At 64.7% G+C, this 21,975-nt stretch carries 21 protein-coding genes; 9 read left to right on the forward strand and 12 right to left on the reverse strand.

The genetic code is table 11. The features are described from left to right. Nucleotides 1-3: 3 nt before the first annotated feature. Genes AWB82_RS20525 through AWB82_RS20535 form a run of 3 tightly spaced genes read right to left on the reverse strand, consistent with a single transcriptional unit; the run spans nucleotide 4 to nucleotide 2,952 of the window. Nucleotides 4-1,320: an MFS transporter gene (locus AWB82_RS20525; RefSeq protein ID WP_086970461.1), complete on the reverse strand. Its 1,317-nt coding sequence runs from the start codon at nucleotides 1,318-1,320 to the stop codon at nucleotides 4-6. Nucleotides 1,321-1,366: 46 nt separating this feature from the next. Beyond that, nucleotides 1,367-2,110: an SDR family oxidoreductase gene (locus tag AWB82_RS20530; protein ID WP_086970463.1), complete on the reverse strand. Its 744-nt coding sequence runs from the start codon at nucleotides 2,108-2,110 to the stop codon at nucleotides 1,367-1,369. Continuing rightward, nucleotides 2,107-2,952 carry a fumarylacetoacetate hydrolase family protein gene (locus tag AWB82_RS20535; RefSeq protein ID WP_086970465.1) on the reverse strand — a complete coding sequence of 282 codons (846 nt, stop codon included), beginning with the start codon at nucleotides 2,950-2,952 and terminating at the stop codon, nucleotides 2,107-2,109. The genes AWB82_RS20530 and AWB82_RS20535 overlap by 4 nt, the downstream gene beginning before the upstream one ends. Nucleotides 2,953-3,084: 132 nt before the next feature. Here AWB82_RS20535 and AWB82_RS20540 point away from each other — a divergent pair, with 132 nt between their 5' ends. After that, nucleotides 3,085-4,023, forward strand: a complete 939-nt coding sequence (locus AWB82_RS20540; protein WP_086970467.1) for a LysR family transcriptional regulator — start codon at nucleotides 3,085-3,087, stop codon at nucleotides 4,021-4,023. 39 nt (nucleotides 4,024-4,062) lie between these two features. On the opposite strand, the gene AWB82_RS20545 is transcribed toward AWB82_RS20540, so the two are convergent. Next, nucleotides 4,063-4,494 (reverse strand): OsmC family protein, encoded by a 432-nt coding sequence (locus AWB82_RS20545; protein ID WP_086970537.1) that lies wholly within the window; start codon nucleotides 4,492-4,494, stop codon nucleotides 4,063-4,065. A gap of 188 nt (nucleotides 4,495-4,682) precedes the next feature. Between AWB82_RS20545 and AWB82_RS20550 the strand changes: the two genes are divergently transcribed. Both AWB82_RS20550 and AWB82_RS20555 read left to right on the forward strand, forming a co-directional pair. After that, nucleotides 4,683-6,023: an NAD(P)/FAD-dependent oxidoreductase gene (locus tag AWB82_RS20550; protein WP_086970469.1), complete on the forward strand. Its 1,341-nt coding sequence runs from the start codon at nucleotides 4,683-4,685 to the stop codon at nucleotides 6,021-6,023. 129 nt (nucleotides 6,024-6,152) lie between these two features. Then, complete coding sequence (locus AWB82_RS20555; protein WP_086970470.1) at nucleotides 6,153-6,806, forward strand: DsbA family oxidoreductase; 654 nt, start codon at nucleotides 6,153-6,155, stop codon at nucleotides 6,804-6,806. Nucleotides 6,807-6,851: 45 nt separating this feature from the next. Here the strand turns inward: AWB82_RS20555 and AWB82_RS20560 are convergent, their stop codons facing one another. From AWB82_RS20560 to ypfJ, 3 genes are all read right to left on the reverse strand, one after another. Further along, entirely contained in the window at nucleotides 6,852-7,754 is a 903-nt protein-coding gene (locus AWB82_RS20560; RefSeq protein WP_086970472.1) for a flagellar brake protein, read from the reverse strand. 179 nt (nucleotides 7,755-7,933) lie between these two features. Beyond that, entirely contained in the window at nucleotides 7,934-8,947 is a 1,014-nt protein-coding gene (gene waaC / locus AWB82_RS20565; protein ID WP_086970474.1) for a lipopolysaccharide heptosyltransferase I, read from the reverse strand. A 208-nt stretch (nucleotides 8,948-9,155) separates the two neighbouring features. After that, complete coding sequence (gene ypfJ, locus AWB82_RS20570) at nucleotides 9,156-10,037, reverse strand: KPN_02809 family neutral zinc metallopeptidase (RefSeq protein WP_086970476.1); 882 nt, start codon at nucleotides 10,035-10,037, stop codon at nucleotides 9,156-9,158. Nucleotides 10,038-10,427: 390 nt separating this feature from the next. Between ypfJ and AWB82_RS20575 the strand changes: the two genes are divergently transcribed. The 3 genes from AWB82_RS20575 to AWB82_RS37985 are packed head-to-tail and all read left to right on the forward strand — an operon-like array spanning nucleotide 10,428 to nucleotide 12,946. Continuing rightward, nucleotides 10,428-11,825, forward strand: a complete 1,398-nt coding sequence (locus tag AWB82_RS20575; RefSeq protein ID WP_086970539.1) for a cytochrome ubiquinol oxidase subunit I — start codon at nucleotides 10,428-10,430, stop codon at nucleotides 11,823-11,825. 4 nt (nucleotides 11,826-11,829) lie between these two features. Next, on the forward strand, nucleotides 11,830-12,831 hold the full coding sequence (gene cydB, locus AWB82_RS20580) for a cytochrome d ubiquinol oxidase subunit II (RefSeq protein WP_086970478.1): 1,002 nt from the start codon (nucleotides 11,830-11,832) through the stop codon (nucleotides 12,829-12,831). Continuing rightward, the gene (locus AWB82_RS37985; protein WP_200818156.1) at nucleotides 12,809-12,946 is read left to right on the forward strand and encodes a hypothetical protein; all 138 of its coding nucleotides are present in this window, start codon (nucleotides 12,809-12,811) and stop codon (nucleotides 12,944-12,946) included. Before cydB ends, AWB82_RS37985 begins: the two co-directional genes overlap by 23 nt. A 9-nt stretch (nucleotides 12,947-12,955) precedes the next feature. On the opposite strand, the gene AWB82_RS20585 is transcribed toward AWB82_RS37985, so the two are convergent. Together AWB82_RS20585 and mnmH are read right to left on the reverse strand one after the other, a co-directional pair. After that, nucleotides 12,956-14,005: a permease gene (locus AWB82_RS20585; protein WP_086970479.1), complete on the reverse strand. Its 1,050-nt coding sequence runs from the start codon at nucleotides 14,003-14,005 to the stop codon at nucleotides 12,956-12,958. Between the two features lie 30 nt (nucleotides 14,006-14,035). After that, the gene (mnmH, locus tag AWB82_RS20590) at nucleotides 14,036-15,100 is read right to left on the reverse strand and encodes a tRNA 2-selenouridine(34) synthase MnmH (RefSeq protein WP_086970481.1); all 1,065 of its coding nucleotides are present in this window, start codon (nucleotides 15,098-15,100) and stop codon (nucleotides 14,036-14,038) included. A gap of 143 nt (nucleotides 15,101-15,243) precedes the next feature. Between mnmH and AWB82_RS20595 the strand changes: the two genes are divergently transcribed. Together AWB82_RS20595 and eutC are read left to right on the forward strand one after the other, a co-directional pair. After that, nucleotides 15,244-16,620: an ethanolamine ammonia-lyase subunit EutB gene (locus tag AWB82_RS20595; protein WP_086970483.1), complete on the forward strand. Its 1,377-nt coding sequence runs from the start codon at nucleotides 15,244-15,246 to the stop codon at nucleotides 16,618-16,620. Next, complete coding sequence (gene eutC / locus AWB82_RS20600) at nucleotides 16,617-17,375, forward strand: ethanolamine ammonia-lyase subunit EutC (RefSeq protein WP_086970485.1); 759 nt, start codon at nucleotides 16,617-16,619, stop codon at nucleotides 17,373-17,375. The genes AWB82_RS20595 and eutC overlap by 4 nt, the downstream gene beginning before the upstream one ends. Nucleotides 17,376-17,447: 72 nt before the next feature. Here eutC and AWB82_RS20605 read toward each other — a convergent pair whose 3' ends face one another. The 3 genes from AWB82_RS20605 to AWB82_RS20615 all read right to left on the reverse strand — a co-directional run bounded on the left by AWB82_RS20605 (nucleotide 17,448) and on the right by AWB82_RS20615 (nucleotide 20,926). Next, complete coding sequence (locus AWB82_RS20605) at nucleotides 17,448-19,328, reverse strand: sigma-54-dependent Fis family transcriptional regulator (RefSeq protein WP_086970487.1); 1,881 nt, start codon at nucleotides 19,326-19,328, stop codon at nucleotides 17,448-17,450. A 127-nt stretch (nucleotides 19,329-19,455) separates the two neighbouring features. Continuing rightward, entirely contained in the window at nucleotides 19,456-19,629 is a 174-nt protein-coding gene (locus AWB82_RS20610) for a DUF1328 domain-containing protein (RefSeq protein ID WP_064506475.1), read from the reverse strand. Between the two features lie 160 nt (nucleotides 19,630-19,789). Continuing rightward, entirely contained in the window at nucleotides 19,790-20,926 is a 1,137-nt protein-coding gene (locus AWB82_RS20615; protein ID WP_086970489.1) for an OpgC domain-containing protein, read from the reverse strand. A gap of 295 nt (nucleotides 20,927-21,221) precedes the next feature. Between AWB82_RS20615 and AWB82_RS20620 the strand changes: the two genes are divergently transcribed. Continuing rightward, the gene (locus AWB82_RS20620; protein ID WP_086970492.1) at nucleotides 21,222-21,962 is read left to right on the forward strand and encodes a TerC family protein; all 741 of its coding nucleotides are present in this window, start codon (nucleotides 21,222-21,224) and stop codon (nucleotides 21,960-21,962) included. Nucleotides 21,963-21,975 lie beyond the last annotated feature (13 nt).

Below are 21,975 nucleotides of genomic sequence, written 5' to 3' on the forward strand. Positions count from 1 at the left end.
GCCTCACTCGCTGCCGCTCTCGCGGAAGTAGAGACGGCGCGGCAGACCCCACACGATGAGCATCGCGCCGAGCAGACACGCGAACGCGATCGCGTAGAGACCGGGCGTCGCGCTGCCGGTCATCGTCTTCACTTTGCCGACCATGTACGGGCTGATGATGCCGCCGAACTGCCCGACCGAGTTGATGAGCGCGATGCCGCTCGCCGCCGCGATGCCGCTGAGAAAGCGCGTCGGCAAAATCCAGAACAGCCCGAGCGACGTGATGATGCCCGCCGCCGCGATCGTGAGGCCGATCACGAGCATTACCGTGTTCGTCGGAAAGAAGCCGCACAGCACATAACCGACGGTGCCCGCGAGCGCGCACGCGCCGAGATGCCAGCGCCGTTCGCCGGTGCGGTCCGAATGCTTGCCGATCAGAATCATGCTGATGCCCGCCACCGCGTAAGGCAGCATCGAAATCAGGCCGATCGTGAACGGGTCGCTCGTGCCGGCCGTTTTGACGAGTTGCGGCATCCAGAAGACGAGCCCGTAAATGCCCATCGCGAGAAACAGATAGATGAGCGCCATGACGAGCGTTACCGGCTCGCTGAATGCGGCCTTCAGCGAATGGACTTCGCCTACTTTCGGATCGCGCGCGAGTTGCGCTTTGAGCGCGCGCTTTTCGTCGGCGTCGAGCCATTTCGCGTGATCGACGTCGTCATCGACGAACGCGAGCACCACGAAACCGAGCAGCACCGACGGAATGCCTTCGAGCAGAAAGAGCCATTGCCAGCCTGGCATGCCGTAGAGGCCATCGCAGAACTTCATGATCGCGCCCGACAGCGGACTGCCGATGATCCCGCACAGCGCGATCGACGCCATGAAGAACGAGTTGATGCGCCCGCGCCGCGACGACGGAAACCACTTCGTGAAGAAGTACAGCGCGCCCGGCACGAAGCCCGCTTCGAGCGCGCCGATCAGAAAGCGCAGCACGTAGAACCACGTCGCGGTGTGCACGAACATCATGCACGCCGACGCGATGCCCCACGTGATCATGATGCGCGCGATCCAGCGCTTCGCCCCGACGCGATGCAACACGATGTTGCTCGGCACCTCGAAGAGAAAATAGCCGACGAAAAACACGCTCGCGCCGAAGCCGTACATCGCGTCGGAGAAGCCGAGTTCGCTTTGCATCTGCAACTTCGCGAAGCTGATGTTGATGCGGTCGAGATATGAAAACACGAAGCACGCGACGAACAGCGGCACGAAACGCCAGAACACCTTGCGGTAAATCTGGGCGTCGTCGTGTGCGGCGGCGCGCGGGGCGGCGATGGAATCCACGGTACTTGTCTCCTTGCTTTGCTTTGTTATGTGCCGTCTGCGGGTTTCAGTAAGTCGCGCGTCCTCCGGAAAGATCGAACACCGCGCCCGTCGTGAACGAGTTCTCCGACGACACGAGGAACGCGACCATCGACGCGATCTCGTTCACTTCGACGAAGCGCCCGCGCGGAATCTTCGACAGCATGTAGTCGATGTGTTCCTGCTTCATCTGCTCGAAGATTTTCGTGCGCGCGGCGGCCGGCGTCACCGCGTTCACCGCGATGTCGAGCCCGGCCGTTTCCTTGCCGAGGCTCTTCGTCAGCGCGATTACGCCCGCCTTCGCCGCGCTGTACGCCGACGCGTTCGGATTGCCTTCCTTGCCCGCGATCGACGCAATATTGACGATGCGCCCATAGCCGCGCGCGATCATCGTCCTGACAATGGCCTGATTCACATGGAACGCGGCGTTGAGATCGACGTCGATCACGCGCGACCATTCTTCCGGCGCGTAATCGGCAACCGTCGCATTCGCGCCCGCGATGCCAGCGCTATGCACGAGCACGTCGATTTGCCCGAAGCGTTCCTGCGTGCGCGACGTGGCTTCGATAACCGCATCGCGATCGGTCAGATCGACGAGCACGGTTTGCACGTCGCCCAGACGAGCGCGCGCCTCGGACAACGCGCCTTCGTCGCGATCCCACAGCGCGACGCGCGCGCCGCCTTCGAAGAGACGCTGCGCCACCGCGTAACCGATGCCCTGCGCGCCGCCCGTCACGACAGCCGCGCGATTCGTGAAGTCGTATCGGTTCATGCGTCCACCGTGCGTTGGCGTTGTTCGCCGAGACCTTCGATGCCGAGCCGCATCGTTTGCCCCGCGTGCAGATAGACCGCTTGCGGCTTCTGCCCCATGCCGACGCCCGGCGGCGTGCCGGTCGAGATGACATCGCCCGGTTGCAGGCTCATGAAGCGCGAAAGATAAGCGACGATCTCGCCGACCTTGAAGATCATGGTGCCGGTGTTGCCGTTCTGATAGCGCTTGCCGTCCACTTCGAGCCAGAGCGGGAGTTTGTGCGGATCGGGCACTTCGTCGGCGGTGACGAGCCACGGACCGATCGGGCCGAACGTGTCGCAGCCCTTGCCCTTGTCCCAGGTGCCGCCACGCTCGATCTGATACTCGCGCTCGGACACGTCGTTGATCACGCAATAGCCGGCGACGTGGCTCATCGCGTCGGCTTCGTCGATGTACGCGCCGCCCTTGCCGATCACGACGCCCAGTTCCACTTCCCAGTCGGTCTTTTTCGAGCCGCGCGGAATGCGCACGTCGTCGTTCGGGCCGACGACCGCCGAGAGCCACTTGTTGAACACGACCGGCTCCGACGGCACGGGCAGATTCGATTCCGCCGCGTGATCGGCGTAGTTCAGACCGATGCAGATGAACTTGCCGATGCGCCCGACACACGGCCCGATGCGCTCGCCCGACGGCACGATCGGCAGCGTCGACGGATCGAGCTTCGCGAGACGCGCGAGCGATTCGGGCAAAAGAGCGTCGCCCGCAATGTCGCCGATGACACCGGACAGGTCGCGGATCGCGCCGTTGGAATCGAGAATGCCGGGTTTTTCCTGCCCGGGCGCGCCATATCGCAGCAGCTTCATGAGTCGTGTTTCCCTTGACGGTTGAACGGAAACCCACAATGTAGAGAAGCCGCTCGCGCCTGGATAATGAAAGCTGCTGCCGAGGCGATAACTTTCCGTTATCTTCTCGTCGTCCCTTAGTCCTTTTCACTCATGCTGCCGAATGCCGATTCCATCGCCGCGCGCCTGCGGCTCAAGCAACTGCGCCTCTTGATCGCGCTCGACGATCACGGCTCGCTGCATCGCGCCGCCGACGAAATGGCGCTCACGCAGCCCGGCGCGACCAAGGCGCTGCGCGAGATCGAAGCGACGCTCGGCGCGACGCTCTTCACGCGCTCGGCGCAGGGCATCGAGCCGAACGAACTCGGGCGCTGCGTGATCCGCTATGCGCGCCTGATCCACATGGACGTCGCGCACTTGCGCGAGGAAATGGCGGGGATTCTGCAAGGCACGGGCGGGCGGCTCGCGATCGGCGCGATCACGGGCGCGGTCTCGGGCGTGCTCGTCGATGCACTTGCGCGCCTGCGCGAGCGGCAGCCCCTGCTTACCGTCGAAGTGGTCGAAGACACGAGCGCGCGTCTGCTCGCGCTGCTGGATCAGGGCCGGCTCGACGTCGCCATCTGCCGGGCGAGCGTCGCGCGCCAGCCAGATCATTACCACTATGTCGAGTTGCGCGATGAGCCGCTCGCGATCGTCGCGGGCGTCGCGCATGCGCTCACCGATGCGCCGCGCGTCGAACTGAGCGAGCTGGCGTCGAGCCGCTGGATCGTCTATCCGGCCATCATGCCGATTCGCAGCCTCTACGAGCGTGAGTTCAAGGAAGCGGGGCTGCCGCTGCCCTTGCATCCGATCGAAACGGCCTCGACCATCACGACCGTTCTGCTGCTGCAACGCGACCCGACGCTCGTCGCGATGATGCCGCTCGACATGGCGACGTTTCTCGCCGCACACGGGCTCGCGAAGCGGCTCGCCATCGCGGTGCGCTCGCGCACGGAGCCGTATGGCGTCGTGACGAGGAAAGGCGTGGCGCTGACGGCGCCCGCGCGGCTCATCATCGAAGAACTCACGCGCGAAAAAAACGCGGACGGCTAATGTGCCCGTCCGCGCTTTCTCTTTTGATCGCCGTGCCGGTCACGACACCAGGTCGGCATTCAACGTGATCTTCGCGTTGCCCGCGAACAGCTTCGACACCGGGCAACCTTCTTTCGCGGCCTGCGCGGCCTTGTCGAAAGCGGCTTTGTCGGCGCCGGGAATCTTCGCCTTCAGATCGAGCTGGCACGCGGTGATCGTGAAGCCGTCGCCGTCCTTGTCGAGCGTCACCGTGGATTTCGTTTCGAGGCTCTCGGCCTTCAGGCCCGCCAATTCGAGTTGCAGCGAGAGCGCCATCGTGAAGCAGCCCGCGTGCGCCGCCCCGATCAGTTCTTCCGGATTCGTGCCCGGACCTTCCTCGAAGCGCGACTTGAAGCCATACGGCGCCTCGTTGAGCACGCCGGTTTGCGTCGAGATGAAACCCTTGCCGTCCTTGATGCCGCCGCTCCATTTTGCCGATGCTGTCTTTTGCACGAGAGTTCTCCCGAAGATGAAGTGGAACTGACACGATCCGCACGCGCCGTGCCCGGTCCGGCGCACTTCGATAGCCCGGGCGGTTGCATCGTAGCCGATCGCGCGAGCGGGTGCAGCGGGGCTGCGCATTGGATATCATCGCCCACTCGCGATTGCCGATGACAACCTTCCACCGGGCAACATACGACATGGGTCCACCCACCGAACGCATCACCGAAGACCGCGCGCTTCCCGATCACGTCGATGTCGTCGTCATAGGCGGTGGCGTCATCGGCATCAGCACGGCGCGCTCGCTTGCCGAGAAAGGCCTGTCGGTTGCCGTGTGCGAGAAGGGTTACATCGCTGGCGAGCAGTCGAGCCGCAACTGGGGCTGGTGCCGCGCGACGCATCGCGACTTGCGCGAACTCGAACTGAGCCTCGAAAGCCTCAAACTGTGGCGGCGCATCGATGCGGAACTCGGCATCGAAACGGGCTTTCGCGAATGCGGCATTCTCTACGCCGCCGACGATGCCAAAGCCCTCGCCGATCACGAAGCGTGGCTCGCGCGCGCCGTGGCGCTCGTGGGCCGCGACGCGCTCGACTCGCGCATCGTCTCGCCGGGCGAGACCGGCGCGCTGATGTCCGGCACCTCGCGCCGCTTCGTGGGCGGCATCTACACGCCCGGCGATGGCCGCGCCGAACCGCAACGCGCCGTGCCCGCCATGGCCGCCGCGCTGCGCGAACGCGGCGTGAAAGTGCTCACGCCCTGCGCCGTGCGCGGCATCGAAACGAATGGCGGTGCGATCGGCGGCGTGGTCACTGAATTCGGACGCATCCGCTGTTCGAGCGTGGTGGTCGCGGGCGGCGCGTGGACGCGCTATTTCGCGGGCAGTCTCGGTGTGGACGTGCCGCAGCTCATGGTGCGTTCGTCGGTCATGCGCACGGCCCCGCTCGAAGGCGGACCGGACGTGAGCGCGTGCAATCAAGAGATGGGCTATCGCAAACGTCTGGATGGCGGCTACACGATCGCGAACGCGTTTCATAGCTATCACGATCTCACGCCCGACAGCTTTCGCCTGTTCGCCAAGTTCCTGCCAGCGCTCAAAAGTCAGATCGGCTCGATCAAGCTGGGGCTCAACGCACGCTTCTTCGAGGAACTGCGCCGCCCGCGCCGCTGGCCGCTCGACCGGCCGACCGTCTTCGAAACCGCGCGCACGCTCGACCCCGCGCCGGTCGAATCTTTCAACGAAGCGGCGCTCACGGAGTTCCGCAAGCTCTTCCCGGCGCTGGCCCAAATGCGCATCGAACAGGCGTGGGCCGGCTACATCGACGTGACGCCGGATGCCGTGCCGGTCATCTCCGGCGTCGATGGCAAACCGGGACTCTTCATCGCCACCGGGTTCTCGGGTCACGGCTTCGGCATCGGGCCGGCTGCGGGCAAGCTGATGGCCGACCTCGTCGCGAACGACGCACCGCTCGTCGATCCGCGCGCGTTTCGCCTGTCGCGCTTCTTCGACGGCAGCAAGATCGAGATCGACGGCGGCTTCTGATGCGTCGCGCGGGCGCACATCGGCCGCCGGCACGCGCTAACATACCGGTTTTGCGAACATCGCCTGCACGCGACGTTCGCCCGGTTCAGTCAAAACGGCGCACAGGCGCCGTTCGTTTTTGAGGCTCACATGGCATCCACGTCTGTTCTTTATATCGACGTCTGGTCGGACTTCGTGTGTCCGTTCTGCTATCTCGAAACGCCCGTGCTCGACCAGTTCCGCAACGCATACGGCGATGCGGTCGAGGTTCGCTGGCACGCGTTCGAATTGCGCCCCGAGCCGACGCCGCTCGTCGATCCCAACAGCGAGAAGATCGTCGAATCCTGGGAAAACTCGGTGCGCCCGCTCGCTGAAGAGCGCGGCGTGACGATGCGCATGCCGCCGGTCGCTCCGCGCAGCCGCAAGGCCTTCGAGACGGCCATGTTCGCGCGCGAATCCGGCCGTTTCGATGCAGTGCATCGCGCGATCTTCAAGGCGTATTTCGAGGAAGGCATCGATATCGGCGATACCGACTCGCTGCTCGACATCGCGGCGACCTGCGGCGTCGATCCCGAACTGCTCGAAGAAGCGCTCGACGACGGCACGTACACCGATCTCGTGATCGAAGACGAAGAGTTCGCGACGAAGCTCGGCGTGACGGGCGTGCCGTTCGCGGTGCTGTCGCGCGATGCCGCGCCCGGCCAGGAACCGCCGCCGCCGATCGCGCTGCGAGGCGCCGCCCCGATCCAGCATTTCGAAGCGGCCGTCGAGCGGCTCTTTCCCGACGGCTTTCCGGGCGTCTGAACCGCATAACGCGGCCGGCCCGATGAGACAGGCCGCGCCGCGATCCTAGCTGTGCTCCGCCATGAACGATTTCAGCGCGATCCGCTGCGACGGTTCGAGCGTTTCGAATTCGAGCCCGTACGCCGCGCTGCCATCGGCCGGATCGGTCGCGCCAACATGGCGCACGATCGCGATGGTCTCGATCTTTACATCGACGCCGTCGGTCTTGAACTGAAACGCGAGTTGCAGACGGTCGCCCATGTGCGCAGCCGGATTCGCGACGGTCAGCGACATGCCATACGGACTGATGTCGCTCACGCGGCCTAACTGCAATGCGCTACGCGGCTCGCGTTCGGCGGCGAAATGCGCCGCGAGGCGAGTCGGCATCCGCGCGAATTTGCGCGTGCGCAATCTGCGGATCGCGCCCGGCGCCGACAGCACCGCGTAGTTGAACGGCTCACGGCAGGTTGCATCGACGGTGCAGGCGAAGCGGAACACGCCCCGCCCCGTGAGCGCGACGAGATCCACCTGCTCGCCGAGCGTCAGAACGAGCGGATCGAATCCCGCCATGAGCGGTTGCGTCACGAAGAGCGAACGCTCGCCGTTGCGGCGCGGCGTCGAAAAGCCGATCACCCGGCTCGCGTACATGGCCGAGCCCGTGCCGCCCGTACCGCGCAAGCCGACCCGCGCGCCGATGGTGAGTCCGATGTCTTCGAGCGTCAGCGGTCCGTCCTTCCCCGCGTCTTCCTCCGGCCCGCTCGGCGCAGGCTGCCGGATCGCACGATTCGGCTGGAAATGCCGGAACATGAATTCGCGCGCCGGGGCGTCCGGCACGATGCTGCCCGCGTCGAAAAGCAACGCGCCATCGGCGGCGACGATCGGCCATTCGAGCGGCGTGCCTAGCGGAATCTCGGAAGCTTCGAGGCGCACCAGTGTCTGGCGCGCGTCTACGACGGTTTCTTCGGTCATCTTATCGGACGATTCTTAAGTATTTTCCGCAATCGTCGTGCTTGCCGAGTTTGCCGTCAAGTGCTGCATGGCAAGTTTTACGTTAGCGCATGGATAATTCTTCCCGTGCCGGGGACTTCCTACCGGCGGCCGCGCCGGTCGAAGTTTATGCGCATAAAAGTTTTATGGAGATAACGCGTTCAGCGGATGCTCGCGCCGAATTCGGCCGAGTGAGAAACCGGCTTCGGCGACGCGCTCGTCACGCTTTCGATCGCGGCCAGCACTTGCGCCACGTCGGGCGGTGCGCCCTCTTCGCCGATCGATACGGAGCGTCCCGGGTCGTTCACGCCGAAATGCTCGCGCGAAGTCGCCGCGAATAGCATGACCGTGCGGCGCTGCAGGGCGTGCGCGAGATGCACGAGCCCGGTATCCGCGCCGATGACGAGCTCCGACGCCTGAATCCAGTGCGCACATTCCACGACGGAAAGTTTCGGCAGCACGATCGCGCCCGGCACGAGCGCCGCGATGGCTTGCGCCTCGTCCCGCTCGCGTTCCGTTCCCCACGGCAGCGCGATCGAATAACCACGCGCGCAAAGCCAGCGGCCGACTTCGCCCCAATGCGCCTTCGGCCACTTCTTCACGTCCGCCGACGTCGCATGAAACAGCATCGCGATACGTGCGTCGCGCGGAATATTCAGGTCGCGTGTGGGCGCGGGCAAGTGAATATTGAAGTCCGGCGTGTCCTCCAGCCGATAACCGAGCGCGTCGGCAACGCTCTCGCGCATGCCGCGCCACGCATCGGTGAGCGGACGCGGACCGAAGCGCGCGTTGTACGCGAAAGCCGCGCCGTGCTCGCCGAGATCCTTATTCAGATAGCCATAACGCCGCCGCCCGCGCGCGATGAACGCGATGATCGCGCTCTTGTAGACGCCATGAATATCGAGGATCACATCGTATTTTTCGGCCCGCAACTCGCCGATCGACGCGCCGATCTCCTTCAGGTCGTTCCAGTTGCGCGCCTTCTTGAACTTGCGCAACGGCGCGCTCAGCACGCGATCGACGCCCGGATTCCAGCGGATGATATCGGCGAAGGCGCCGTCCGCGGCCCAGTCGATTTTGGCGGATGGAAACGCGCGCCGCAGATCGGCAACGACTGGTAGCGTCTCGACGATGTCGCCGAGGGACGTGACTTTGACGATCAGAATTCGCTTCATGAATGGTACGAGAGTGCGCCGGCGCGAATGGCGGCCAGCGAAACGCTGGGCCAACCCCGAAAAACCAGCGATTCTAATGAATCTGTGACAAACGCGATGTCAGCGTTTGTAAGCACGAGTCTGTAAATACGATCCGGAAACCGCACGCGGCTGCGATTCAGAATAGCCCAATTCGCACCGCCGGGTTGCCGCGACGCGCGGCTGTCGATCAGAGCGAGCGCGCCGAGAACGTGTCGCATTGGCCGACGTCGCCCGTCGACATGCCGCGCCGCAGCCAGCGCTGGCGTTGCGCGCTCGTACCGTGTGTGAACGCCTCGGGCACGATGCGCCCTTGCGATTGCTGTTGCAGACGGTCGTCGCCGATTGCGGCCGCCGCGTTCAAACCCTGCTCGAAATCGCCCGGCTCGATCAGCTTCGCGTTGTCGCGTTGCGCGACGGCGGCCCAGACGCCCGCGAAGCAATCCGCCTGCAATTCGACGCGCACCGACAGCGCGTTTGCCTGCTCGCGCGTCAACCGCGAGCGCGCCTGATCCACCTTGTTCATGATGCCGAGCACGTTCTGCACGTGATGCCCGACTTCATGCGCGATCACATACGCCTGCGCGAAGTCGCCGCTCGCGCCGAAGCGGTCGCGCAACTCGCGATAGAACGAGAGGTCGATATACACCTTGCGGTCGTTGGGGCAATAGAACGGACCCATGGCCGTCTGGCCCGTGCCGCACGCGGTTTGAGTGGCGCCGGAGAACATCACGAGCCGCGGCGCCGGATAGTCCTGATTGAACTGGGCGCGAAAGATGTGCTGCCACGTCTGCTCCGTATTGCCGAGCACGCGGCGCACGAACACGGCGCCCGGATCGCTGGCCGGTTGCCCGTTGTTGCTCGGCGCGGCCTGCTGTTGCGGCGCGCTGCCCTGTAACACCTGCGCACCGTTGATGATGGTCATCGGATTGATGCCGAAGAAATACGATGCGGCGAGCGCCACGACGATCGTCCCGATGCCGATCGATCCGCCGCCGATCCGAAAGCCGCCGCCGCCGCCGCCGCGCCGATCTTCCACGTTCTGACTTTCTGGCTGGTCATCGAGGCGCATGTTGCTTCTCCTTCCTACTCGCGCGGTGCGCGTGTGCAAAAGCCATTATGTTACCCGCGCCCAACGCACGTCTCGTGCCGGGCCATCGTAAAACTTCTTTCTGAACCGACCTTTCGCGCGCGGCGATCCAGTGCGGTCGATTGTCGCGAAGGCGCATGTGCGCTCTTGCCGCACCGCACTATAACGGCATCTCGAAATCACCGAAAAATCAATCCGATACGGCCGCCAAGCCTTTAAATCTGCGGCATTTTCGCGCAATGCATATTCACTGACGCAGCGCAACACTTTCGCGAAATGGCGCTAAGCTCCGGCCCGTTACACGTCTGGTTCGGCATAGGACAAAGGCGCTCCCGAAAGCGGGCGCGCGTGAATTTCAAGGCACAAGTCATCATGCATTCGACTCCCGAAGCAATCGATCTGGCGCGTATCCAGTTCGCGTTTACCGTCTCGTTCCACATCATCTTTCCGGCGCTTTCGATCGGGCTCGCGAGCTTCATCGCGGTGCTCGAAGGCGCCTGGCTCAAAACCGGCAAGCCGGTCTACAAGGAGCTGTGTCTCTTCTGGTCCAAAGTCTTCGCCGTCGCGTTCGGCATGGGCGTCGTGTCGGGCGTCGTCATGGCTTACGAATTCGGCACCAACTGGGGCGGCTTTTCGAGCTTCGCCGGCCCCATCACCGGGCCGCTGCTCGCCTATGAAGTGATGACCGCCTTCTTCCTCGAAGCGGGCTTCCTCGGCATCATGCTGTTCGGCTGGAACAAGGTCGGGCCGAAGGCGCACTTCGGCGCGACGCTGATGGTCGCCATCGGCACGATCATCTCCACGTTCTGGATTCTCGCGTCGAATAGCTGGATGCAGACGCCGCAAGGCTTTCGCATCGAAGGCGATCATGTCGTGCCGGTCGACTGGTGGGCGATCATCTTCAACCCGTCGTTTCCGTACCGGCTCGCGCATATGGCGATCGCCGCGTTCATCGTCGCGGCGCTCGTCGTGGCGGCGACCGGCGCATGGCATCTGCTGAAGGGCCGGCGCGATCCCGCCATCAAAAAAATGTTCGCGATGTCGCTCTGGCTGCTGCTCGCCCTGACGCCGATTCAGGCGCTCGTCGGCGACGCGCACGGCCTGAATACGCGCGAGCATCAGCCGGCGAAGATCGCGGCCATCGAAGGCATCTGGGACACCGAGAAAGGCGGCACGGCGCTCAATCTCTTCGGCATTCCCGACATGGAAGCCGAAACGACGAAATACGCCGTGCGGATTCCGCATCTCGGCAGCCTGATCCTCACGCATAGCTGGGACGGCGAGATTCGCGGCCTGAAGGAATTCCCGAAGGAAGATCGTCCGAACTCAACGCTCGTGTTCTGGAGCTTCCGCGTGATGGCCGGACTCGGCGTGCTGATGATCGCGATGTCGTTCGCGGCGTGGTGGCTGCATCGCCGACGCAAGCTGTTCGATGCGCGCTGGTTCCATCGCTTCGTGCTGGCGATGGGCCCGACCGGATTCATCACGCTGCTCGCGGGCTGGGTCACGACCGAAGCCGGACGCCAGCCGTGGGTCGTGTACGGCGTGATGCGCACGGCCGACGCCGTTTCGCCCGTCACGGCGCAGCAAGTCGGCGTGTCGTTGCTCGCGTTCGTGATCGTCTACACGATCGTGTTCGGCACCGGCATCTACTACTTGCTGAAGCTGCTGCGCCACGGCCCCGCGTTGCCGGGATCGCCGGAGCAGATTTCCGACGGCAGCGCGCGACGTCCACTCAGCCTTGCGCAACAGTCCATCGAAGGAGCTTAAGAATATGGACCTCACACTCGCCTGGGCCGCGATCATCGCGTTCGGCCTGTTCCTCTACGTCGTGCTCGACGGCTTCGACCTCGGCATCGGCATTCTCTTTCCGTTCTTCCCGGACCAGCACGATCGCGACGTGATGATGAACACCGTCGCGCCCGTCTGGGACGGCAACGAGACGTGGCTCGTGCTCGGCGGCGCGGGACTGTTCGCCGCGTTCCCGATGGTCTATTCGACGGTGCTGTCCGCGCTCTATCTGCCGCTCGTGCTGATGCTCGTGTGCCTGATCTTTCGCGGCGTGTCGTTCGAGATTCGCGCAAAGGCACAGCGCACTAAGCACCTGTGGGACCTCGCGTTCATCGGCGGATCGGCGGGCGCGACGTTCTTTCAGGGCGTGGCGCTCGGCGCGTTTCTCGGCGGCATTCCCGTCGCCGATGGCCGCTTCGCCGGCGACGCCTTCGGCTGGTTCTCGCCCTTCTCGATCTTCACGGGCGGCGCGCTCGTCGTCACTTATGCGCTGCTCGGCGCGTGCTGGCTGATCGCGAAAACCGAAGGCGATCTGCAGCGGCGGATGTATCGCGTCGTGTGGCCGCTGACCGTTTTGCAGCTCGCGACGATCGCGGTCGTGAGCATCTGGACGCCGCTGCAGGACGCGGGCATCGCGTCGCGCTGGTTCGATTCGCCGCTGTTTTATCGGCTGCTGCCGGTGCCGGCGCTCGTCGCGGCCTGCGCGTGGGCGATGCGCCGCTCGATCCGCTCGCGCCACGAGAAGCGGCCGTTCGCGGTGGCGCTCGGCTTCGTGCTGCTCGGCTACGCGGGACTCGTCGCGAGCATTTCGCCGCACGAGATTTTCCCCGGCGTATCGATCTGGGATGTCGCCGCGCCCCGTTCGAGCCAGCTCTTCACGATCGTCGGCGCGGCGGTGATTCTGCCTGTCATCGTCGTCTACACGACGCTAGGTTATTGGGTCTTCAGAGGAAAGGTGCGTCATGGCGAACATCACTACCATTGAGCACGCGAGAAAGGTGTTCTGGTTCGTCGCGTTGTGGATCGCGGGCGTCGGCGGCGCGATGCTGCTCGCGCTGCCGTTCAAGTTGCTGATCCGGGCCGGAGCGGCGATTCACTGAGCCGTCGGCTCAGAACCACGCCGCCGCGATCAACCCGCTCACGATCCCGAACACCACGACCGACGCCGCCACCAACGCCAGCACGCGCGGCGGAAACGACCGCGCGAGCATCGCCAACGACGGCACGCTGACGGGCGGCAAGGTCATCAGCAGCGCGCCGGCCGGTCCCGCCGCCATGCCGAGCGAGAGCATCGCCTGAATGATGGGCACTTCGCCCGCGGTCGGAATCACGAAGAGCGTGCCCGCGACGGCAAACACGACGATCCACAACATGCCGTTGCCGATATCCGGGCCGATGTGCGGAAAGAGCCACGCGCGCGCCGCGCCGAGCAGCAGCACGAGCACGATGTATTCCGGCACGAGCCGCAAAGTCATGCGTCCGAGGATCTTGATCCAGCGCGAGAACGCCGTGCCCGGCTCATCCTCGTCGATCAGCTTCGCGAGGGCCTCGCGCGAGCTCGCCGCCTGCGCGGGCGTCACCATGCGGTTGATCGCGTAGCCGAGGCCGAACACCATCAGCACGCCGAGCACGAGGCGCAAACCGGTCCACTGCCAGCCGAGCACGAAGCCCATGAAAACCAGCGCCGCCGGATTGAGCACCGTATTGCCGAGCCAGAACGCGACGGCGGCGCCCGGGGCCGCCTCGCGCGCACGCAGGCCAGCGACGACGGGCGCGGCGCAACATGTGCACATCATGCCCGGCAAGGACATGAGCCCGCCGTTCACGACGCTGCCGAAGTTATGCTCGCCCAGTGCCCGCGCGACCCAGCGCGGCGGAATCAGCGCCTGCACCGCGGAGCCGAGCAGCAGGCCGAGCACCATCGCTTGCCAGATCGCGCGGCCGTAGGCCATCGCGTAATCGAGCGCGGCTTGCCACGAAGGCGCCGGCGCGCTCGCCGACGTGCCCATCAGAATGGACTTGCCGATCGAATGCTGGCTCGCCGCGACGAACGCACGGTTGTAGTACGGAAACCATTTCACGTAGAACAGGCCCACGACGGCGATAAGCACGAACACTATCCAGCCGTGTGCGACGCGAGGTTGTCTGAGCGTGGTCATATCTTTCTTCTTTCGGGTGACGGGATTGGGTCAGAGCGCGGGCGTCGTCTCGGCGAGCCGGGCGAGCAAGGCTTTCGCCTGTTCGACGCTATCCGTGTCGTTCGGACGGAACAGCACGTGCGCCGCGTGCGGCAGTTCGGTATAGAGCGCCTGGCTGCTGCGTCCATACGCGGGATCGTAGTGACGGTCGATCAGTTCGGCGAAGAGTGCGGCGCGCTGGTTCTCATCGATCAGCCGATGCCAGTGCCCGACGCGCTCACGGCTATGCAGCGCGACGAGTCTCGACAATTGCGCCTTGAAAAACGCGGGATTGTCGAAGAGATGCGCGTAGTCCTCCAGCAAAAACGCGATGCGGTCCTCGCGCCGCGCCTCGACCTCCACGCACGGCGCCGCGTGGAGTTGGTCGAGAATGGCATCGGGCATCGTGATCGAGCCGATGCGCCGCCCCTCCGCTTCGACGAAAACCGGTTTCGCCGGATCGAAGCCCGCAAGCGTCTGCACGAGCGCCGAATCGAACGCCTTTTGCGTCGGCTGCGCGCGGCCCGGCAGCGCGCCGAGCAAGGAGCCGCGATGCGCGGCGAGCCCTTCCAGATCGAGCGCCTGCGCGCCGGCCGCGTCGAGCGCCTTCAAAAGCCGCGTCTTGCCGCTGCCCGTATGGCCGATCAGCGCGACGTAGCGAAAACGTCCAGGCAGCGTGGCGAGCCGTTCGATCACGTCGCGCCGATAGCACTTGTAGCCGCCGTCGAGTTGGCGCGCCTGCCAGCCGATCATGTTGAACCACGTCGTCATCGAGCCGGAGCGCTTGCCGCCGCGCCAGCAATAAATGAGCGGACGCCAGTTGCGCGGCTTTGCGGCGAAGATCGTGTCGAGGTGCATCGCGATATTGCGTGCGACCATCGCCGCGCCGACGCGCGTCGCCTCGAACGGCGAGACCTGCTTGTACATGGTCCCGACGATCACGCGCTCCTCGTTGCTGAGCACGGGCGCGTTGATCGCGCCGGGAATGTGGTCCTCGGCGAATTCGAGCGGCGTGCGGACGTCGACGATTTCATCGAAATCGCTCAGACGATCGATGGGAACGAGCAGATTTTTCACGGGCGTGCGGGCGGGGTTTCGCTGAATCGGGCGAAAAATTATCGCACGCGGACGGATTTCGGCTCGGGCGCGCATTTTTGGCCGCCCCGCCGCACGCCCGAAAGCGGCTAAAGTGCTTCAATCGATCCATCCGGGAGGGAGCGATGACCTATCACGAAACGATCGGCGCGCGCCGCTACCGCTTCGACGATCTGAAGACGCTGCTCGCGCGCGCAAGCCCGCGCCGCTCCGGCGACGAACTCGCGGGCGTGGCGGCCGCGACGGAGGAAGAGCGCGTCGCCGCGAAAATGGCGCTCGCGCAGGTGCCGCTCGCCGCGTTTCTCGACGAGGCGCTCATTCCCTACGAGGACGACGAAGTCACGCGCCTCATCGTCGACACGCATTCGCGCGAAGCCTTCGCGCCGATCGCGCATCTGACGGTCGGCGAATTCCGCGAGTGGCTGCTCGCCGACACCACCGATACCGCCGCGCTCGAAAACATCACGACGGGCGTGACACCTGAGATGGCCGCGGCCGTCTCCAAGCTGATGCGCAATCAGGACCTGATCCTCGCCGCCAGAAAACGCCCGGTCGTCACGCGCTTTCGCACGACGATCGGCTTGCCTGGGCATCTCTCGGTGCGCCTGCAGCCGAATCATCCGACCGACGATCCGAAGGGCATCGCCGCATCGATGCTCGACGGCTTGCTCTACGGTTGCGGCGATGCCGTCATCGGCGTGAATCCGGCATCCGATTCGCCGGCCGCCATCGGCAAGTTGCTCACGATGATGGACGACTTTCGTCAGCGCTACGACGTACCGATGCAGTCGTGCATCCTCACGCATGTCACCAACACGCTCGCCGCGATCGAACAAGGCGCGCCCGTCGATCTGGTGTTTCAGTCGGTGGCGGGCACGGAACGCGCGAACGCGAGCTTCGGCGTGTCGCTCGCGTTGCTGGCGGAAGCGCGCGACGCGGCGTTGTCGCTCAAGCGCGGCAGCGTCGGCGATAACGTCATGTACTTCGAGACCGGGCAAGGCAGCGCGCTCTCGGCGAACGCGCATCATGGCGTCGATCAGCAGACCTGCGAGGCGCGCGCGTATGCGGTCGCGCGGCGCTTCGAACCGCTTTTGACGAACACGGTGGTCGGCTTCATCGGCCCGGAATATCTCTACGATGGACGGCAGATTATTCGCGCGGGCCTCGAAGACCACTTCTGCGGCAAGCTGCTCGGCGTGCCGATGGGTTGCGACATCTGTTATACGAATCACGCCGAAGCCGATCAAGATGACATGGACACGCTCCTCACGCTGCTCGGCGTGGCGAACGTCAACTTCATCATGGGCGTGCCGGGCGCTGACGACGTGATGCTCAATTATCAGAGCACGTCGTTTCATGACGCGCTCTACATTCGCCGCGTGCTGAACCTGAAACGCGCGCCGGAATTCGAAGCGTGGCTCGCGAAGATGCGCGTGACCGATGGCCGCGGCGATCTGCTCGCGGCGTCCGCGCAACCTCTGCTCGAATGGATCGACTCATGACGAACGCGGATGCCTGGGACGCGCTGCGTCGCTTCACCAACGCCCGCATCGCGCTCGGCCGCGCGGGTAGCAGCCTGCCGACCGCGCCTTTGCTCGCGTTCGAACTCGCGCATGCGCAGGCGCGCGACGCGGTGCATCAGCCGCTCGATGCGGCCGCGTTGCGTGACGCGATTCGCGCCGCCGGCTTCGACACGCTCGACGTGCAAAGCGCCGCGCCCGATCGCGAACACTATCTGCGCCGGCCGGATCTCGGCCGCGTGCTCAACGATGAAAGCGCGCAACGGCTCGCAGCGTGCGCTTGCGCAAGCGACCTCGTCTTCGTCGCCGCCGATGGCTTGTCGGCCTTCGCCGCGCAACGGCACGTCGCGCCATTGCTCGCGACCGTGCGCGCGCGGCTCGACGGCTGGAGCGTCGGTCCCGTCGTGATCGCGACGCAGGCGCGCGTCGCGCTCGGCGATCGCATCGGTGAGCTTTTACGGGCGCAGATCGTCGTCGTAATGATCGGCGAACGGCCGGGGCTCAGTTCGCCCGACAGCCTCGGTCTGTACGTGACCTACGCGCCACGCGCCGCGCGCCACGACGCCGAGCGCAACTGCATTTCGAACGTGCGGCCTGAAGGACTCGACTATGAAACCGCTGCATTCAAGTTGATGTGGCTGCTCGAAGAAGCGCGCAGGCTGAAGCTCACGGGCGTCGGTCTGAAGGACCATAGTGGCGCGTTGCCCGCGCCGGACGCGGGAACGCTCGAAGCTTAGGGTTCCTTCATATATAAAACGGCTCGCGCGCAATACGGCGCAACGCCTGACCGTTCCAAATTTGAACGGCCACTAAACGCGCAACTTCCGATACAGCGTCGTGCGCGATATGCCGAGCGCACGCGCCGTCGCCGACACATTGCCTCCGTGCGCCCTGAGCGCCGCGGCCACCGCGCTCGCTTCGATGTCCACGAGACGCGCGCCCCTTGCGGGCTGCATCGGCGTTGGCGTTGGCGTGTCGTCGGCGAACTGAACGCGTTCGCGCAACTCATCGAGAAAATCATGCGGAAGATGCTCGATGCGGATATGCGTGTCGTGATCGTCGAGCATGGCGGACGCCGTGCGAAGGACGTTGCTCAACTGCCGTATGTTGCCGGGCCACGGATGACGCGCGAAGAGCGCGAGCACGTCTTCGCCGATGCGCACGACGCGGCCCGCGAAGCGCTCGCGCAGCAAGATCTTGTCGACGACCGCGCGCAGGTCGGTGCGCCCGGCGAGCGGCGGCAGCGTCACCGAAAGACCGTTGATGCGGTAGTACAGATCCTCGCGGAATTCGCCTTGCGCGACGCGCTCGCGCAACTTGCGATTGCTCGCGCACACGAGCATGAAATCGACCGGCACCGCGCGCCCGGCGCCCAGCGGCTCGACGACGCGTTCCTGCAGCACGCGCAGCAGGCGGCTTTGCATCGCGAGCGGCATGTCGCCGATTTCGTCGAGAAAGAGCGTGCCGCCGCACGCCTGCACGATCTTGCCGATCGCGCCGCGCTTCGCCGCGCCCGTGAACGCGCCCTGCGCATAGCCGAAGAGCTCCGATTCGATCAGCGTCTCCGGCAGCGATGCGCAGTTCACCGCGACGAACGGCCCCACGCGGCGCGGCGAATCCGCGTGAATCGCGCGCGCGAGCATTTCCTTGCCCGCGCCCGTTTCGCCGCCGATCAGAATCGCGATGTTCTTGCCGATGACCCGGCGCACGCGCGCGACGATGTCGTTCATCTGCGCGTCGCCGGTGCAGAGATCGGCGAGGCTCGAACCCGCCTCTTCGCGCACGGCGATCGCGGTCGTCGCAAGCGAGACGTTCGACGGCGCACGCGCATGAAAATCGACGCTCGCGAACACCGCCACGCCGCTATGCAGTTCGAGCCGGCACGGCGTTTCGCCCGCGCACGCGATGAGCGCATCGACGCGTTCGCCAAAGAGCGCATCGAGCGTCTGCGAACGCAAACGCCCGAGTTCGAGGCCGAACTGAAACTGCGCGCTGCGATTCGCGCACAAGAGACGCCCGTCGAGATCGAACACGGCGATGCCTTCCATCAACGTGCCGATAAACTCGGGCCGGCTGTGGAAACGGATACGCAGGCCGTCGCCGAAGCCGCTCGCGATCAGCCGGTTTTCGATCATCTGCGCGGACATTTTCACGAGCGCCATCGTGTGCTGGTGATAGCCGCGCCGATCGCCGGTGACATCGAGCACGCCGGAGAGATTGCCGTGCGGATCGAGGATCGGCACGCTGGAACACGTGAGAAAGTGATTGGCGCGCAGGTAGTGCTGATCGCCGTGCACGGTGACAGCGGCGCGCTCGGCGATCGTCGTGCCGATCGCGTTCGTGCCCTGATGCTCCTCGCTCCACAGCGCGCCCGCCCGCAGCGCGACTTTTTCGGCGCGGGCGAGGAAGTCGTCGTCGCCGAGCGAATGCAGGATGAGCCCGCTCGCATCGGTCAGCGCGATCATGCTGTGCGTGTTGGCGATCTGTGCATACAGCGTTTCCATCACCGGCAGCGCGTGCGCGAAGAGCGCGCGGCTTTCATCGAGCTTGACGGCGAGTTCCGCGCCCGACAGCACGGCGTAGTCCGGGCGCATGGTCTCGACCAGGCCAAAGGTGGCCGAGCGCTCGTGCGAATGACGGATCACGTCGCGTTGCGCAGGCTGCAAGGCCGCGCCGATGGCATGCTGCATCGCCTCCTCCTTTTCGATTCACTTCGCGTGAATGTCTCCTCGGGGGCAATGTATCACCGTCGCGGCACGCGGGTCGATTCGAGGAATCACGCGGTACGGCGCTTGATTCGCTCAATGCGCTCAAGCGTTAGAGCACGAGCGAGCCCGCCGAAATCGCGATGACCAGGAAGACGACGAACAGTATCAAGAAGATGAAGAAACAGATCTTGGCGATGCCGGCCGCGCCGGACGACACGCGCGTAAAGCCGAAGAAGCCGGCAACGACGGAAATGATCGCGAACAGGATGGCGAGTTTGAGCATGGCAGGTCCGATTTTTGTAGTGATCGATCCTGTAAGCAAGGCGTGTGCCTTGCGGACTCGTTTGCGGTTGTCGAAATTTGCGGCGAAATCAGACCGTTAGTTGCATCGTAGAAGCCAAATAAAAGCGGGCTGCGAATGAGCAGCCCGCTCCGAAAAAACCTCAACGCACGCTGCGCGCCCGAGTGTCGGTTGCCGCGACCGTCGCTGGTACGGGCGGACGCGTGCCGAGCCAGTTCGTCACTTGCCGATGCACATGCGGCACGGCGAGCAGCGCGCCGATTGCGATGGCATCGGCGGCAAGTCCGGCCGGCACGTTGATGAGTCCGTCGGTCCACGTAAACAAGATCGAATCGACGACGAGCGAAATAACCGTCCCGGCGACGAACGTCACCATGCCGGCGCGCCCCAGTGCGCCGACCCATGGCAGCCGCAGCGCCACCGCTTTCACGACGCCATAGCGCGCGAGATTCGCGCCGATCCATGCGATGGCGAGGAAATTCACCACGCGCGGGCCGGCGAGGTCGCGTTTGAAGGCGCTATCCAGCACGGGCGGCAGCACGAGCAGCTTGTAATAGGCCATGCCGGCGATCAGCGCGACCGCGCCCGCACTCACGATCCAGCCGAACCGGTGCGCGCTCACGCGTTGGTAGACCGGCTGGCAGCGCGCCAGAACGCCGAGCACGAACATCAACTGCCACGCGGCGGGATTGAAGTCCCAGAGATTGTCGTCGACGGACGGCATGTATTCGCCGATCTGCGCCGCGAACGCCCACAGCGCGAGGCTCAAACCCAGCAGCAACCACGGCTTGCTGCGCGCGAGCGGCAGCATGAGCGGCACGGCGAGCGCGAAGAGCGCGTACATCGGCAGGACGGCGGCAAGATACGGCTGGCGCTCGAACGCGAGGATTTCCGCGACCGACGAAACCGGCTGCGACATGAGCGTGTCGAGATCGTGCAGCGCGAGATTAGGTGCATGACCGAAAAAGGGCCGCAGCAGAAACGATGCAACGAGCATCAGCGCGGCGGTGACGAGAAACGCGCGATACAGTTCGAACGCGCGCTTCAGGAAGCGCATGCGCGCCGCGCTCTCGGAACGGCGCTCGGCGAGCGACACATACGCGGTCGCCGTGGCGAAACCGCCGAGGAACACGAAGACTTCGGCGGCGTCGTTCAGCGCGAACGCGTGCAGCGTGAAGCGCGACACCATGCTGCCGCCGATGTGATCGACGACGATGATCAGCAGTACCAGTCCCCGAAAGAAGTCCAGCTCGACGAGACGTTTTGATTTTCCCTGCATGCGGCTTAGCTCGAAGTCCTGCGGCGACAGGAGGTTAGACGGCAACCGCGGACGCGGCGCGAAAGAATGAGAGTTTACCCTTAAATGCGGCAGCGCATCATCGGAACAGGCGCAAATATGCGTTTCAAATCCGATGTTTGTATGGAAGACGTAAAATCTCGTCGCCGACCTTACCGGTGCGATACCGGTGCGACCCGCGCCGCGTTTCGACTGGCCTCAAGCTTTCAAGTTCATTTCATTTCTGGCCCTAAACAGGCTAATATCTCGCCCTCACCTGTTGAACGATTCCCGGACCATGGACTATCTCGTTGCCCTTCTCGCCGATCCCGCCGCCTGGGCCGCCCTCGCGACGCTTGTCGTCATGGAAGTCGTGCTCGGCATCGACAACCTGATCTTCATCTCGATCCTGACCAACAAGCTGCCCGCGGCGCACCGGGAACGCACGCAGCGCATCGGCATCGCGCTCGCGCTCGTGATGCGGCTCGGACTGCTCGGCACCGTCGCGCTTATCGTCCGGCTCACGACGCCGATCTTCGAAGCGTTCGGACACGGCTTTTCCTGGCGCGATCTGATTCTCGTCGCGGGCGGCGTGTTCCTCGTCTGGAAGGCGACGACGGAAATCCATCATCACGTCGCGCACGACGCCGACGAGCACGCCGGCACCGCATCGGTCAAGCGCCTCACGCCGCTGTCGGCGATCGGCCAGATCCTGGTGCTCGACCTCGTGTTTTCCATCGACAGCATCGTGACGGCGGTCGGCATGACCGAGCACATTCCGATCATGTTCGTCGCGGTGATCGCCGCCGTGACCGTCATGCTGTTCGCCGCTGGCCCGCTGTCGCGCTTCATCGAGCGCAATCCGACTATCGTGATGCTCGCGCTCGGCTTCCTGCTCGTGATCGGGATGACGCTGATCGCCGAGGGATTCGGCTCGCACGTGCCGAAGGGCTACATCTATGCGGCGATGGCGTTCTCGGCGCTGGTCGAGGGGTTGAACATGCTCGCGCGGCGCGCGAAGGGGCGCGTGCGCGAGTAACGCGGTCGGTTGA

The sequence above is a fragment of the Caballeronia glebae genome, assembly GCF_001545035.1.
GTDB lineage: Bacteria > Pseudomonadota > Gammaproteobacteria > Burkholderiales > Burkholderiaceae > Caballeronia > Caballeronia glebae.

What these genes read in the sequence shown, in the direction of transcription:
- AWB82_RS20535 (WP_086970465.1), bottom strand. Translation starts at nt 2,952, where the DNA reads ATGAAGCTGCTGCGATATGGCGCGCCCGGGCAGGAAAAACCCGGCATT.
- AWB82_RS20615 (WP_086970489.1), bottom strand. Translation starts at nt 20,926, where the DNA reads ATGCAGGGAAAATCAAAACGTCTCGTCGAGCTGGACTTCTTTCGGGGA.
- ypfJ (WP_086970476.1), bottom strand. Translation starts at nt 10,037, where the DNA reads ATGCGCCTCGATGACCAGCCAGAAAGTCAGAACGTGGAAGATCGGCGC.
- AWB82_RS20620 (WP_086970492.1), top strand. Translation starts at nt 21,222, where the DNA reads ATGGACTATCTCGTTGCCCTTCTCGCCGATCCCGCCGCCTGGGCCGCC.
- cydB (WP_086970478.1), top strand. Translation starts at nt 11,830, where the DNA reads ATGGACCTCACACTCGCCTGGGCCGCGATCATCGCGTTCGGCCTGTTC.
- AWB82_RS20595 (WP_086970483.1), top strand. Translation starts at nt 15,244, where the DNA reads ATGACCTATCACGAAACGATCGGCGCGCGCCGCTACCGCTTCGACGAT.
- AWB82_RS37985 (WP_200818156.1), top strand. Translation starts at nt 12,809, where the DNA reads ATGGCGAACATCACTACCATTGAGCACGCGAGAAAGGTGTTCTGGTTC.
- AWB82_RS20550 (WP_086970469.1), top strand. Translation starts at nt 4,683, where the DNA reads ATGGGTCCACCCACCGAACGCATCACCGAAGACCGCGCGCTTCCCGAT.
- waaC (WP_086970474.1), bottom strand. Translation starts at nt 8,947, where the DNA reads ATGAAGCGAATTCTGATCGTCAAAGTCACGTCCCTCGGCGACATCGTC.
- AWB82_RS20585 (WP_086970479.1), bottom strand. Translation starts at nt 14,005, where the DNA reads ATGACCACGCTCAGACAACCTCGCGTCGCACACGGCTGGATAGTGTTC.
- AWB82_RS20540 (WP_086970467.1), top strand. Translation starts at nt 3,085, where the DNA reads ATGCTGCCGAATGCCGATTCCATCGCCGCGCGCCTGCGGCTCAAGCAA.
- AWB82_RS20610 (WP_064506475.1), bottom strand. Translation starts at nt 19,629, where the DNA reads ATGCTCAAACTCGCCATCCTGTTCGCGATCATTTCCGTCGTTGCCGGC.
- AWB82_RS20605 (WP_086970487.1), bottom strand. Translation starts at nt 19,328, where the DNA reads ATGCAGCATGCCATCGGCGCGGCCTTGCAGCCTGCGCAACGCGACGTG.
- AWB82_RS20555 (WP_086970470.1), top strand. Translation starts at nt 6,153, where the DNA reads ATGGCATCCACGTCTGTTCTTTATATCGACGTCTGGTCGGACTTCGTG.
- AWB82_RS20575 (WP_086970539.1), top strand. Translation starts at nt 10,428, where the DNA reads ATGCATTCGACTCCCGAAGCAATCGATCTGGCGCGTATCCAGTTCGCG.
- AWB82_RS20560 (WP_086970472.1), bottom strand. Translation starts at nt 7,754, where the DNA reads ATGACCGAAGAAACCGTCGTAGACGCGCGCCAGACACTGGTGCGCCTC.
- eutC (WP_086970485.1), top strand. Translation starts at nt 16,617, where the DNA reads ATGACGAACGCGGATGCCTGGGACGCGCTGCGTCGCTTCACCAACGCC.
- AWB82_RS20530 (WP_086970463.1), bottom strand. Translation starts at nt 2,110, where the DNA reads ATGAACCGATACGACTTCACGAATCGCGCGGCTGTCGTGACGGGCGGC.